This window comes from Corallincola holothuriorum, from assembly GCF_003336225.1.
GTDB lineage: Bacteria > Pseudomonadota > Gammaproteobacteria > Enterobacterales > Neiellaceae > Corallincola > Corallincola holothuriorum.
Genome location: NZ_QPID01000006.1, coordinates 183,212 through 196,856, shown reverse-complemented (window position 1 = coordinate 196,856; position 13,645 = coordinate 183,212). Strand labels below are relative to the sequence as shown.

Sequence of the window (13,645 nt, the reverse complement as noted above, 5' to 3'; positions counted from 1 at the left end):
CCCGTTATAACCTTGTTTGATTCAAGCAACTGCAACAATTGCCATCTACACTTTTGTTTACAAGGAAAATTTAGCGAAATTAATCCGCTATTTCTCAGGTCTTTGAGATCGGAAGTGGTGTTTCGCACCGTATAACAGCCATCACAGCAAAAGCTCAGCAAGGGAATACCCATTTGGAACGGATAAGCAGGTTAGCAAGAAAAGCTTTGACGCTGCTGGACACCAAGGTGCGCAGCTATGGCTTTACCCCTGTCGTCCACTTTGAATTGGAGGGCGGTTTCAAACCCAGCGCCAAGATGGGCAACAAACAACTCAACTTCAGCGCGATTAATCAGGCGATGGCCAAGCTGAATCTTCAAGCCGAGCTGAAACCTGAATATTGGCAGAATCAGTGGGAGTATGTGTCGTTGTTTGAAGGCCAATCGCCACTGACAGAAGCCAATAATCTTGAAAAAGCGATGCAGATTTTACCCTCACTACTTAAACAATTTGGTGCGCAGGATGTATACATCCGTCCGGTGATCTGGGCCGGCGACAAAGGGTCACTTGCCACCGGCAGTAAGGCGATTTTTACCGACAAAAACCGTGATATCCATATTCCTAACGCGGTACAGCTAAACCTCAGTTTACTCGATAGCAACGGCGATAACTTAATGGCGGATGGCCCACTGGCAGAACAGATCCAGCATCGAATGCTACAAACTAGCTACGACTGCTGCTGTATCTTTTTGCCGGAAGAGGAAGCCTATGAGCGCCTGAAGTTAAAAACCGTCTACGGCCTGACAGATGAACTTAGCTCACCGGATAACTTATCTGGGGGCCATCAAGGCAGCATCGCACTCTATCGTCAGTGGGGAAAACACAACCAACCAATGGGTGTAGAGGCACTCTTGGTAGATGCACAGCAGAATACATTAACGACACATCAAGACTGGCGTAAAACCGCTCGTATCGAACATCGTATCGGTGCCGCCAGCCGATATTTTAGTCCTCATTTAAACGTGGTCTACGCGCTGGCCAACGTCGTTGATGTCCTACATTCACGACAAAAAGGAGCGCTCATGCCTATCGGCAGAAGCGGCGATAATCAGCAGATATATCCGTCGCGGGACCTGCCTGATTCGCTTTACGGTAGCGCTACATTCCCGGGAGGCGCGCTGTCACTATTCAAACAAAATGATTGGCTAGGGCAGATGATTTGGCTGGCACAAAGCGACCACACAGTGGCGAACAACAAGAGCAGTTCAGAAGAGCAGGATATTGGCTCAGAGCTTAAGCAAGCCGTCATCGATTTCTATGAGTCAAAGCGACCAGCAGATACCAAAGGCGCATCACCCAGCAAGCCAGCAAACAAGCACTTCGCTTCTTAAAGTAAACCGAACAAGGTTAGTAAACATGAGTCAGCAGAACCGTATCAGCCAGATGAAAACGCCTCTGTTAACGGGCGAAGATCCCGAAGCAAAGCGTGCCGAATTAAAGGCTTACTTTCAGAATACCTGGTCAACCTACGAGTCACTATTCGAGCTGATTGCTCAAGACAAAGCTTTCTTCCTGCGGCCTGAGCCACTGCGCCACCCGCTAATTTTCTACTTTGGCCATACCGCCGTTTTTTTCGTCAACAAGTTAATACTGGGTAAGTTTCTAGATCATCGTATCGATCCGCGGCTGGAAAGCCTATGCGCTATCGGCGTCGACGAGATGAGTTGGGATGACCTAGACAGTCGTCACTATGAATGGCCCAGTGCTGACGAAGTTAGAGCCTATCGTGGCAAAGTCGCCAGTACGATTGAAAGCCTGATCGATCAGATGCCGTTGTCACTGCCAATTCAACAGGATTCACTTGCTTGGGTGATACTGATGGGCTGTGAGCATGAGCGTATTCACCTTGAAACTTCTTCGGTGATCATGCGCATGTTGCCGTTAGAATATTTGCAGCAAGATCCTCGCTGGCAAGCTTGCCCCTATCATGGTGATGCGCCAAGCAATCACCTAAAAGCGGTGAGCACACAAACCATAGTTAAGGGCAAAAAACTTGAAGACCTTACTTATGGCTGGGACAACGAGTATGGGGAACAAGTCACGGAAGTCGAAGCTTTCGATGCCGCTACCTATCTGGTTTCCAATCGGGAGTTTATCGATTTCATTAACGCAGGGGGCTATCAAGCACCTGACTATTGGACGGAAGAAGGACAGGCTTGGCTACGCTTCTCCCGCGCCGAGATGCCCCGCTTCTGGTTAAGAAAGAATGGCCAATACTACCAGCGTAACTTAATCGAAGAGATCCCACTGCCGGCGAATTGGCCGGTAGAGGTAAACTATCTGGAAGCCAAAGCTTTTTGCAATTGGAAGGCAAAATCTACCGGAGAAACCATTCGCTTACCCTCTGAGGCAGAGTGGTATTGCCTACGTGAGCTGATATCCACGGATCTCCCCACGTGGCAAGAAGCGCCCGGCAATATTAACCTAGAATACTTCGCTTCCAGCTGCCCTATCGACAAATTTGAAACAGCAGGTTTTTACGACATTATCGGCAACGTATGGCAATGGACCGAATCCCCTATCGATGGCTACACCGGCTTTGAAGTGCATCCACTATATGATGACTTCTCCACACCCACTTTTGACGGGAAACATAACCTATTCAAAGGCGGAAGCTGGATATCCACCGGCAATGAAGCGCTGAAAAGTGCCCGTTACGCATTTCGCCGCCACTTCTTCCAACATGCCGGTTTTCGATATATTCGCGCGCAACAAGCCGAGCCTGTGCAGGCTCCCGTGCATAACTATGAAACCGATATGGAGATCACTTGCCAACTCGAAGCGCATTTTGGCAAGCCACCGACTGGAGTCCCCAACTTTCAGGTCAACACAGTGAAACTGCTTCTCGAGGAGATCACGCCAAAACCGGAAGCCAAGGTGTTAGACATTGGTTGTGGTGTCGGGCGCGCCAGCTTCGAGCTCGCCAAACATGCAGCCCAAGTTGACGCCATCGACTTCACCGCGCGCAATATTCAACAAGGCTACGCCCTGCTCGAACAGGGAGAGAAACGCTACACCAGTCAAACCGAAGGAGAGCTGGTCGCGTTTAACACCATTGACCTGCACACCCTTGGCTATGAGCAAGATAAACATAAAATCAACTTTATTCAGGGCGATCCATGCAACCTTAAGCCCCGCTTTAGCGGCTACGATTTGGTACTAGCAAATAACTTAATCGACCGGCTTAATCAGCCCGCTCGTTTTCTTGAACAGATGTGGGAGCGCTTGAACGACAAAGGGTATCTGGTGATCACATCAACCTACGATTGGCAGGAAACGTTTACCAACAAACAGTATTGGCTTGGTGGCATAAAGGTCAACGGCGAGAACTTTACCACACTAGATGGACTCACTGAGCTGCTGATCCCGAAATTTGAACTCGTATCGGTGAAGTCGTTGCCTTTTGTTCTGCCGCAAAACAAGCGCCGGGCAATTTACGCTACAGCCGAAATGACGATTTGGCGTAAAAGGTAGATAGTGACAAGGTTATTACCGACAAAGTTGAGCCCCACGTTCGCGCCCTCTCTCCTTGGAGGGGGCTCGACATAAATTCAGGTTCTTAACGGAATGAGCAGTTTGCTTTCCGTTTCCGCATCGGCGAACACTAAACTCAGTTTAACTTTTATCAGTTTCGTTGTCGGCGATCGCGACATAACGTTGTGATAATGACTAATCCCACAAAAACCAATTCAACTAGCCACAATTTCACTGGTAGACTGGCGGCTAATATCTTGTTATCTCAGCTGCTTAGTCAGGAATTCTCATGCCATACGAGCCGGTTCAGGGCCGATTACATTACATCCTAGAGAAGTACAAACTAGAGCCTCTCGGTGACATTACAATTAGCTTCTGTTCTATGGCCAATGAGATGTTCAGTTTCGATACTGAACAGGGGCGTTTCTACCTAAAAAATTGTCTAAAAAACAATAGCCCTGAACGAATTGCTTTAGAAATTGATTTTTCCCAGCATCTACAAACTAACCAGATGCCCTGCCCCGAAGTGGTACCTGCGGCGAACGGCGAAAACACGGTCTGTTATAACGGTTTTGTGTTCTTAATGACCCGCGTCTTTGAAGGTTCAACCCCCCAGTGGAATGACACCTTACAGCCTTGGCATGTCAGCGAAACAATGCGCGGATTGGGTTCCTTTCATCGTGCAGCCGCAACTTTTCCTGTTGAGCGAGACAGCGACCGGATTAAAAGCTTTCAATTTGACCGCCAACTCGCATGGTTAGACAGCCTGGAACTGAAATTAAATTCAGCTAAAACAAAAACCTCAGTAAAAGAGGCATTGGCACTATTGCCACGTCTTCGAGCTGTGATAACTGAAATCAGGCCAGAAGTAGAAAATAAGTTACTTCCCAATTGTCAGGTACAGATGATCCACGGTGATTTTCACTGTTTTAATCTGTTCTTCAAAAATGAAAAGATAACGGGCTGCTGCGATTTCGATTTTATTCGCCGGGATCTTGTACTGTTCGATATCTGGTGGTGTATCAACAGCATCATAGACGCATTCTATATCCAGAAAACATGGCGCGATAAGGTCAAAAATCCAGATTTCCAACCTGGTACCGAGGCGATGCAAGCACCGATCAATATTGCAGTAAAAGAGTGCATTACACTCTATCGCCAGACAGCCAATCTCACTGATCAAGAGTTAGCCTTTCTTCCGTTGATGCCTGCGCTACTGCTACTTAATAATATGCAGTTCTTTGAACCAGATAATTCTGATGAAGAGTGTGCAGAGCACGTACAATGGCTAACTTACCTGCTAGACGGTGTTAAGCAGCACCGCAAACAGTTACGTCAAGCGGTCGTAGCACTGCTAAAGACCACTGCCGATGCTGCGCACGATTAAGACCCGACAAAGCCGCCAGCTTTTCACTTTGGCCTTGCCATTGATGGTGCAAGCACTGCTTGCTTCCAGTATGTCGTTTGTCGATGCACTGATGGTTGGCCAATTAGGTGAACAAGTCATCGCTGCCTTGGGTAACGCGATCCAGTTGATCCTGTTTTGCCACATCCTATTAGCTGCGATTGAAGGCGGTGGTGCCGTATTGCTGGCTCAATACTATGGCTCAGGCCAGAACAGAAAGCTCGGTTCACTACTATCAAGCTTATGCTTAGTCGGTGTAGTTTGTGGCTTACTTATAGCAATGCTGTTTATCAACGCTGGAGAATGGCTGGCCAGTATACTGACACTAGAGATGTGGCAAGCCCCCCAGCACGGTTTAGCAGTAGCTCCTCTTACCGGCAATTACTTAAGCATCATCGGCTGGAGTATGCCGTTTGTGGTTGTCGGTGCGATCCTTTCCTGCGCCTTTCAATCCACCGGCGACACCCGTACCCCAGTAAAAATCAGCATCGCTTTTAACCTACTCAACATTATTGGCAACTGGTTACTGATATTTGGCGCAGCTATTCCTGGGGTTAGCGAGCCTCTATTTACCCCGATGGGTTATATCGGTGCTGCAATATCCACCGCCGTCATCGGTTCAGGTGCGACTATCGTCATACTATGGCTGGCCGCAGGTAAGAAACGCCCCTGGCATGGTCAGTTGCACAGACCAAGTTTCGCAGCGCTAGGGAAAGTGTTTCATATTAGCCTACCTATGTCAGTAGACGGCTTTTTCTGGCAAAGCGCCAGAGTATTCTGCACCGTGGTAATGAACGCCATCGGTGCCAAAGCCTTTGCCGTATACGTAATCGTCCGCACATTAAAAGCGCTACTGATGCTACCGATGGAGGGGCTAAATAGCGCATCACAAATACTGATCGGTCAGATATTGGGCAAAGGAAAATTTCAGCGGGCAAAAATCGCATCTAAGCACAGTATTCAACTTGTCTTGCTGGTGACCACACTCTAGGTAGCAGCTATTTTAATCGACGCAGATTTGTTTCTGCAGCTCTACGAAATAGCACCAGACACGGCGGAAAACGCGCGGTTCTGCATCTATATTTTGGCTATATCTCTGTATGCCACGGCGATAAATTCCGTAGTACCAGCCATTCTCACATCGGGCGGTGACACCTACAGCAGCATGAACATCACGCTGGCATGTTTTCTGTTGGTAGGAGCACCAGTGCTTGGTTACTAGGGATCACCTTTGAGTACGGGCTCATAGGCGCTTTTATCGGTATATCACTGGAAGAGATCGCGAAAGCCGTGGTATTTATCTGGCGATTGAATCAACAACGCTGGCTACGGCAACTAGCCTGATTAGTAAAACGACGGCAGTCAGTTCGCCCCTGAACGGCGTACCGCCTTACCCGCCAAACTCTGTTTCATCAACAACAAACGGCACACTACCCGCGCGCAGAAAACCATCAGGCAATGGCCAAAGCAGCAGATACTCCCCATTTAATTTAGTACGCTCATATCCATCAGCGTCGAGCTCAAAAACCAATTCTCCGTCTAAGATCGCTAAGGCGAATGATTAGGGTAACTACAGAAAGCAACAAAAAATAGCCGCACAGCCAAACAAATACTTTCCTAATCATCACCCATCATTATTCAGTATGATCTAGTGTCTATTGACCTTTGCTGTGTGTTTTTGCAGCAACTTGTTGACGATTTAGACGAGGCAGAGGCTGTGAAGTGGAGTGGCTCTCAATAAATAGCCGATAACGAAGCATAAATCGCCAGCAAAAGCTGCCCGAAAGGTTCCTTGAAACACGTTCTGAACTGCGTCATTCACTACTTACTTAGATAGCTAAGCTACGTAGCTCACTTCTTGCTCAAAACGTGTTTCATTCGAACAAAATTCATACACTAAAGGTCAACAGACCCTGGTCATAAATTAGTATTACTCAGGCTTTCTTCACTCGCGAGCAGTGGTTCGCCATTTGAGGGTAATAAATCATCAGGTACTTTCTTTAAAATAACCGCGGAACGCTCACTCTGAAGAGCATTCACATCGACCACCGTTACTGCAAAGAAATAGTAACCAGGCTTAAGTTTCGACACATCAAGCTCAACTGTCATCGGCCCACCAGGCACCTCGTCAAGTAGAGTAAGATTCTCTCTCTCCTGTCCATACCAGACTTGATATTTATCCACTTCCCATGCTTTTAACGGGCTACTGTCAGTTCGCGTAGCTGGCGCACTCCAGACTAACTTGGGAACGGGTTGGTCACCAGGAGGCAGATCCTCCGGTTCATTGGGATCACTTTCTGGAGGTGCTTCCGGTAATTCAGGTTCCTCTGGCTCTACCTCTGGCGGCCTTTCCGGTAACTCAGGTTCCTCCGGTTCTACCCCTGGCGGCGTTTCTGGTAACTCAGGTTCCTCCGGTTCTACCCCCGGCGGCGTTTCCGGTAACTCGGGTTCTTCTGGCTCTACCTCTGGCGGCGTTTCCGGTAACTCAGGTTCCTCCGGTTCTACCCCCGGCGGCGTTTCTGGTAATGCAGGTTCTTCCGGCTCTACCTCTGGCGGCTTTTCCGGTAACTCAGGTTCCTCTGGCTCTACCTCTGGCGGCGTTTCCGGTAATGCAGGTTCCTCTGGCTCTACCTCTGGCGGCGTTTCCGGTAACACAGGTTCTTCCGGCTCTGCCCTAGGCGGCGTTTCCGGTAATGCAGGTTCATCCGGCTTTGAAATAATCACCACGGGTTGGTCTGGCGATGGCACAGGCAAGGTACCTGTAGGGCTTTCAGGCTGTGGCACTGCAGGAGGCAAAACTGGCACAGGAACGCTCCCTGTACTTGCAGGTGGCTGCACAGGTATTTCTGAAGGTGTTTCTGGAACGGTGGATGCGGGTAGTTCCGGTATAATGGTAGCTGGCTGCTCAACGGGTTGTAACGGTTGCTCTGGAGCTGTTTCGACAGGCGTGTCGACGACCTCTTGCTCAACGTCCGCCGTAACAACTTCTGATGCTTCAATGACCTCTGTAGGCTCAGTACTTTCGCCTCCGCCGCCACACGAAGCCACAAATAAACACGCACTGAATCCCGCTACCAGCATTTGCCATGTAGTGTTGTTCAAAACTCTCTTTCCCTGATAAAAGACCAAAACGGCCAAAAATAAAAATGAACAATTTAAATTTTTAACTAATGCGGACAACAGGACAAAGCAGAAGAACCTCACACAAAAGCGCCTGCACCTTCCCATGACAGCGCCAAAATTTCAACTGTTTGGCTCAGTAATCGACGGAAATGCAGGTCGAGCCATTGAATAGCACGCAGGCGGTGCCGTCATTGATTCAAAACAAGATTGCTCATGACTTGCTGCGACATGACAGAAATGTGATTGAAAGCGTTTAGAATTTAGTCAACCTAAATAACAATATTGACGCTACCAATATGTTGGAGCTGGTCACACACTCAGCCAGCAAGTAGTGTAAAAGTCTCTAATAGTAATAATCTGTTCGTAGGAAGGATAATACGCATGAAAAAGCTAATCGTTGGGTTACTCGTCAGTGTATTAGTCGCCTGCGCCAGTAATACGTTACCACCGCGCAATATTACTAAAAACCTGCATACCTTAGGTGGTGGATTTGTGTTCTCCTCCAAAGGAGGTATCTACTACGCCATGACCTATGTGGCGGGAAGTGAGCTCAACACGCCAGTGTATGTGATCGCAACCTTTGAAAACCCTGCAGACAAAGCTGCCCCTCTTGTTATCGATTTAGGCATAATCGATTTTGCGACACAGCAACAATTGAAATCGCCAGAGTTTTCGGCCATTGAAAATGATAGAAACTACCAGGTCACCGTCGATCTGTATCAAAGCGCCGCACAAAGCGAATTAATTGAATCCCATAGTGATGAAGTCAGATTCAGCATTAATGAAGAGATGGCAAAGCAATTTGGTTTAACGTTACTATGACCTATCACTCGCAATGACGAGTCAACAACGCAATATAACTAACCCAAATCTGCTTTAACTCACTTGGAATCACATAGTATGGACTACATCGCTCTCAACAAGGCCGCTTGGGACAAACGAACAGAAGTACATGTGGATTCCAAATTTTATGATGTTGAAGGCTTTTTAAAAGGTAACTCCTCATTGAACCCCATTGAGCTCGCTCATGTGGGGAATGTCAGCAATAAGAGTTTACTCCACCTGCAGTGTCACTTTGGCCTAGACACCCTTTCTTGGGCCAGAATGGGGGCAGAGGTAACGGGGGTCGATCTGTCCTCTGTGGCGATAAGTCAGGCTAGAAGCTTGGCAAGTAAATTAGCGCTCAACGCTCATTTTATTAATCAGGATATCTATCTTTTCGGCGATACCAATCAGCAACAGTTTGATATTGTATTCACCTCCTATGGCGCTTTATGTTGGTTGCCCGATCTGGATCGTTGGGCCGAAACAGTGGCCAAAGCACTTAAAGATAACGGTGAGCTGCACCTTATCGAGTTCCATCCCTGCATAGACCTGTATTCGGGCTACTCTTACTTTCCTAAGCAACAGCCAGACGTCGAAGAGGAAGGCACCTACACAGAAAACTGTAGCGGAGAAAAATCGCCAACAGCCGTATGGGCCCACTCACTTGGAGAGCTATTTACGGCGTTAGTCAAAGCGGGGATCAAGGTCGAAGAGTTTGAAGAGTCCCCATTCAGTCCTTACAACTGTCTGCCAGATCTTCAGTATGTCGAGGATAAAGGCTACCAACTTCTGTTTAAAGAACAGCAGGTACCATTGGTATATCGGATTAAAGGTATCAAGCAGTCCTAACTCGCTTCGCACCTCACAACCTTGAACACTCGTTCAAAAAATGCCAAAGTCAAAACTTAAGAATGAGTAAGCCATATTTTTCGTTGAGCTGTTAACGGTAAGATTTCGCAATTAGGTAGCCTATTATGAGTGATACAAGCTATACCCCACCGAAAGTCTGGACTTGGGATAACGCCAGTGGCGGTAAATTTGCCAGCGTCAATCGCCCTATTGCCGGAGCGACCCATGAAAAAGATCTGCCAGTGGGCAAACACCCGCTCCAACTCTACTCATTGGCTACCCCCAATGGCGTAAAAGTCACGATTCTATTGGAAGAGTTACTGGCGCTTGGCATTGAACAAGCAGAGTACGATGCTTTCCTAATAGATATCATGGAAGGTGATCAGTTCAGTAGTGGCTTTGTCGCCGTAAACCCCAACTCGAAAATCCCCGCTCTACTGGATATGAGTACCACACCGCCAATTCGAGTATTCGAATCGGGGTCAATTATGGTGTATCTAGCTGAAAAATTCGGTGCACTCATACCAACAGACACAACAACGCGAACTGAATGTATGTCGTGGCTTTTTTGGCAAATGGGCTCAGCACCGTTTCTTGGGGGTGGCTTTGGCCATTTCTATGCTTACGCGCCGGAGAAGTACGAGTATCCAATTAACCGCTACGCCATGGAAGTGAAACGGCAGCTTGATGTGCTCGACCAACAGTTGGCTTCAAGACGCTATTTATGTGGTGATGAATACACTATTGCCGATATTGCCGTGTTCGCTTGGTATGGCGTTTTAGTGACCGGCACCCTTTACGAAGCGCAGGAGTTCTTGCAAGTCAGTTCCTACAAACATCTAGTGCGGTGGGCGACAGAGATAGGTGAGCGTCCCGCGGTTAAACGCGGTAGACGGGTGAACCTGACATGGGGTCCTGAAGAAGAGCAAGTACCTGAGCGTCATTCAGCGAAAGATCTGGATTAATACGAGCGACATAATCGCCAACCCTTTCACAGGCAAAAGAAGCATCCGCGACCATGCCTGTGAAATACAAGGTAACAAGTTATAGGTCAAAAATAGTTAATTAATCGACAGTCAATCAAAACGTTATGTTTATAATCATCCACGCTTTGAATAATTAGATTGAGCACGCATGGAAGAGAGTAAATTTTTTAAATGGATATGGCGTTTTAACGGCATCATGATTTCGTTGGCTGGTGTTGCGGTGATTTTGGCAACCTTTGTGGGGGTTATCATCGTCGCATTCGAGCTCACACAAGACCGCACCGTTCACAATGTTGTTCATGTTGAAGAGCAGATTGAATCCGACGACAGCGAGAAAATTGAAGAAAGCTGGAAATTCGGCCATATGTCAGTGATTTCTGACTCTCATTACGCAGTTGTACCACTTAACTCTTTACAAGGCCGCAATAGCGCTAGCTACAGTAAGTCGTTATCTTCGACAAGAAATTACCTGTTTATGGACACCACCAGCAACCGAAAACAGTGGTTGCTACCCCACAATGACTATCTCCTACTAAGTCGTGAAAGCTTATCCCATAGCTCGCCGCTCGACGCGCCCGTTGCGGTGACAGTTTCAGCCTTGATGTACGAAGTCATAAAACAGGATAGCAATAAAGATGAGCAGCTTAGCAGCGCCGATATGCAGACAATTGCGTTATCGAATATCGACGGGAGTAACTACACCGAGGTCCTTTCAAATATCGACATTGTACTGGGCAGCACTGTCACAGCTGACAACCAATTATTCATCGTCTACCAACGCCAAAACGTCGGCTATTCTGCCACGATAGATCTGACGCATTTTAAGGTGACAAATGAATCTGAGTTACCACAAGCAGGTATAGAAAATTAGCTTGTGAAAATCGCTTGTGGCGGACATGGAAGGAGTAACATCATGAGGCTAGCAAACAAAATAGCTGTGCTAGTTGTTGCCATGCAATGGCTCTCGGCGTGCACTTCTAATGTGTATCTAGCCACAACACCTGAAGATGCCTACCCCGGTGCCCATTCGAAAATAATGGTTCACGTGACGAACGCAGATCACCCAGATTACATAGTACTCAAGCGATCACACATATATGAGCTTAGCGACGATGATACAAGCCAGACAAAACTCACCTTGCATGCTCCAGATACCTACCCAACCTGCGGCAACGGCATTTTTGGTACTCTTTTTACGCTAGGACTGATACCCACTCATACACCGATACGAGAAGATTTCACCTACACACTTGAAGAAAATGAAAACTCAACCAGGTACCGACACTCATTAAACATGTACGAAGCCACCTCGATTTGGGAGTGGCTCTACAAACCCTTTGCAGAAACGGAAACTGACGTAAGAGCGAACGCATTAGCTGTCAGTAACCGAGAGTCGGCAAGATTTTAATCAGCCAAAGCCGTCAACAGAAACGTCCGAAAGAATAGCCAAGAATAGGCCTATCGGTTTTTCGATAGCTAACCCAATTCCTTTACCAAGCTTGCCAGTGTTTTTACGCCCTGCTCTACTTTTTCGCACCAGGGCAAACTGTAACTAATTCGGATGCAATGTTTAAACCGATTAATAGGCGAAAACAGGCTCCCGGGGCTAATGCTTATCTGCTTAGCCAATGCCGCCTGAAACAATTCATCACCATCTATAGCGCGGTCAAACTCCAGCCATAAAACCGCTCCACCTTTCGGGTCACTGACCAAAACGTTAGGCCCGAAAGACTCACGAACCAAGCTAACCATGCGATCTTTATTCGTTTGCAGCACCTGCCTGAGGTGCCGAATATAGCGGTCGTACTCGCCACTGCGCATATACTCGGTGATGGTCCACTGATTCAAAAGCGGTGCAGAACATGAAAAAGCACGTTTGCAGCGACCTACTATGTCGACAAAACCTGGAGCAAGTACCCAACCGATCCGATAACCTGGTGCGGCGGTTTTAGAAAAGGAAGAACAAGTTAGCACCATATTCTTCTTGCTAAAGACCTGTGCAGGTAATCCTCGCTCGCTACCAAAATAGAGCTCGCCGTACACATCGTCCTCAATCAAAGGAATATTTCGGGACTCTAGCAAACGTACAATCTCTTTCTTTTTACTGTTACTTAACCAACACCCCATCGGGTTGGCGATCGAGCTAGATAACACAACAGCTGCAATATCATGCTGATCTACGGCTCCCTCAATATCTGCAATGCTGATACTTTCATCTGCACACAGGGGGATCTCGAATGCCAGCATATCTAAGCTTTCGATTAGCTCCAGAATACCGAAATAACACGGCGTCTCTACTGCGATCACATCTCCCGGTTTCGCCACCGCCTGCAGCGCTAAACAGATCGCCTCTTGAGCACCATTAGTAATAACGATCTCATCCGCATTGACCTGCAACCCATGATCCAAATACCGCATCGCTAACTGTTGCCGCAGCGGCTCGTAACCTTGCGTAGGCCCATACTGAAAAGCACGATCACCTGCCACAGACATGACCCGTCTCATCGCCCTATTCAACGCTTTACTTGCTGGCATCGTGGCGACGGGATTAGCGACGCCCAGAGGGAGGTTTCCCGCTTGATGGATCCCTTGATAAACCTGTTCAATAAGTTGTTGACGGGTGACGGGCACAGGCTTTTTGGCCAGTTTACTTTTGGTGGGGGACACAGCGTTAGGCTCTAACGCTTTCAGGTAATAGCCCGATTTTTCCCGAGCGTAGATGAGCCCCTGCTGTTCCAACTCGATGTATGCCTGCTTGATGGTTGGCACGCTGACGCTCAGTTTTGTGGCAAGACTGCGTAGCGAAGGCAGCTTATCCCCAGCTTTCAATGCATCAGAGCGTTGCATCTCTCGAACCAGGTCAATCACCTGCTGATAGAGGAAGGTATGCGAGTCTTTATGGAGTGAAAGTGACATAAGCAAACATATCTGTGTAGGCCATTTT

Annotated in this window: 13 protein-coding genes; 10 read left to right on the top strand and 3 right to left on the bottom strand. The window is 47.8% G+C overall.

From position 1 onward, the window contains the following. Positions 1 to 173: 173 nt before the first annotated feature. The 5 genes from DU002_RS11515 (at position 174) to DU002_RS19370 (ending at position 6,262) form a co-directional block, all read left to right on the top strand. Entirely contained in the window at positions 174 to 1,370 is a 1,197-nt protein-coding gene (locus DU002_RS11515; protein WP_147271851.1) for a hypothetical protein, read from the top strand. 25 nt (positions 1,371 to 1,395) lie between these two features. Beyond that, a complete protein-coding gene (gene ovoA / locus DU002_RS11510) occupies positions 1,396 to 3,513 on the top strand; it encodes a 5-histidylcysteine sulfoxide synthase (protein ID WP_407642938.1) in 2,118 nt (705 codons plus the stop codon). 289 nt (positions 3,514 to 3,802) lie between these two features. Next, on the top strand, positions 3,803 to 4,900 hold the full coding sequence (locus tag DU002_RS11505) for a phosphotransferase enzyme family protein (protein ID WP_114338534.1): 1,098 nt from the start codon (positions 3,803 to 3,805) through the stop codon (positions 4,898 to 4,900). Continuing rightward, positions 4,884 to 5,909 (top strand): MATE family efflux transporter, encoded by a 1,026-nt coding sequence (locus tag DU002_RS11500; protein WP_114338533.1) that lies wholly within the window; start codon positions 4,884 to 4,886, stop codon positions 5,907 to 5,909. The genes DU002_RS11505 and DU002_RS11500 overlap by 17 nt, the downstream gene beginning before the upstream one ends. Before the next feature lie 191 nt (positions 5,910 to 6,100). Beyond that, complete coding sequence (locus DU002_RS19370; RefSeq protein ID WP_158538040.1) at positions 6,101 to 6,262, top strand: hypothetical protein; 162 nt, start codon at positions 6,101 to 6,103, stop codon at positions 6,260 to 6,262. 46 nt (positions 6,263 to 6,308) lie between these two features. Here DU002_RS19370 and DU002_RS19365 read toward each other — a convergent pair whose 3' ends face one another. Next, positions 6,309 to 6,449: a hypothetical protein gene (locus tag DU002_RS19365; RefSeq protein WP_158538039.1), complete on the bottom strand. Its 141-nt coding sequence runs from the start codon at positions 6,447 to 6,449 to the stop codon at positions 6,309 to 6,311. A 386-nt stretch (positions 6,450 to 6,835) separates the two neighbouring features. Continuing rightward, the gene (locus DU002_RS11495; protein WP_147271849.1) at positions 6,836 to 8,020 is read right to left on the bottom strand and encodes a hypothetical protein; all 1,185 of its coding nucleotides are present in this window, start codon (positions 8,018 to 8,020) and stop codon (positions 6,836 to 6,838) included. Positions 8,021 to 8,422: 402 nt separating this feature from the next. Here DU002_RS11495 and DU002_RS11490 point away from each other — a divergent pair, with 402 nt between their 5' ends. The 5 genes from DU002_RS11490 to DU002_RS11470 all read left to right on the top strand — a co-directional run bounded on the left by DU002_RS11490 (position 8,423) and on the right by DU002_RS11470 (position 12,109). Then, a complete protein-coding gene (locus DU002_RS11490; protein WP_114338531.1) occupies positions 8,423 to 8,863 on the top strand; it encodes a hypothetical protein in 441 nt (146 codons plus the stop codon). 78 nt (positions 8,864 to 8,941) lie between these two features. Next, on the top strand, positions 8,942 to 9,715 hold the full coding sequence (locus DU002_RS11485) for a class I SAM-dependent methyltransferase (RefSeq protein ID WP_114338530.1): 774 nt from the start codon (positions 8,942 to 8,944) through the stop codon (positions 9,713 to 9,715). A gap of 125 nt (positions 9,716 to 9,840) precedes the next feature. Continuing rightward, the gene (yghU, locus tag DU002_RS11480; RefSeq protein ID WP_114338529.1) at positions 9,841 to 10,680 is read left to right on the top strand and encodes a glutathione-dependent disulfide-bond oxidoreductase; all 840 of its coding nucleotides are present in this window, start codon (positions 9,841 to 9,843) and stop codon (positions 10,678 to 10,680) included. Between the two features lie 169 nt (positions 10,681 to 10,849). After that, positions 10,850 to 11,572, top strand: a complete 723-nt coding sequence (locus DU002_RS11475; RefSeq protein WP_114338528.1) for a hypothetical protein — start codon at positions 10,850 to 10,852, stop codon at positions 11,570 to 11,572. A 42-nt stretch (positions 11,573 to 11,614) separates the two neighbouring features. Further along, positions 11,615 to 12,109: a hypothetical protein gene (locus DU002_RS11470; RefSeq protein ID WP_114338527.1), complete on the top strand. Its 495-nt coding sequence runs from the start codon at positions 11,615 to 11,617 to the stop codon at positions 12,107 to 12,109. 68 nt (positions 12,110 to 12,177) lie between these two features. Here the strand turns inward: DU002_RS11470 and DU002_RS11465 are convergent, their stop codons facing one another. Next, the gene (locus DU002_RS11465) at positions 12,178 to 13,617 is read right to left on the bottom strand and encodes an aminotransferase-like domain-containing protein (RefSeq protein WP_114338526.1); all 1,440 of its coding nucleotides are present in this window, start codon (positions 13,615 to 13,617) and stop codon (positions 12,178 to 12,180) included. Positions 13,618 to 13,645 lie beyond the last annotated feature (28 nt).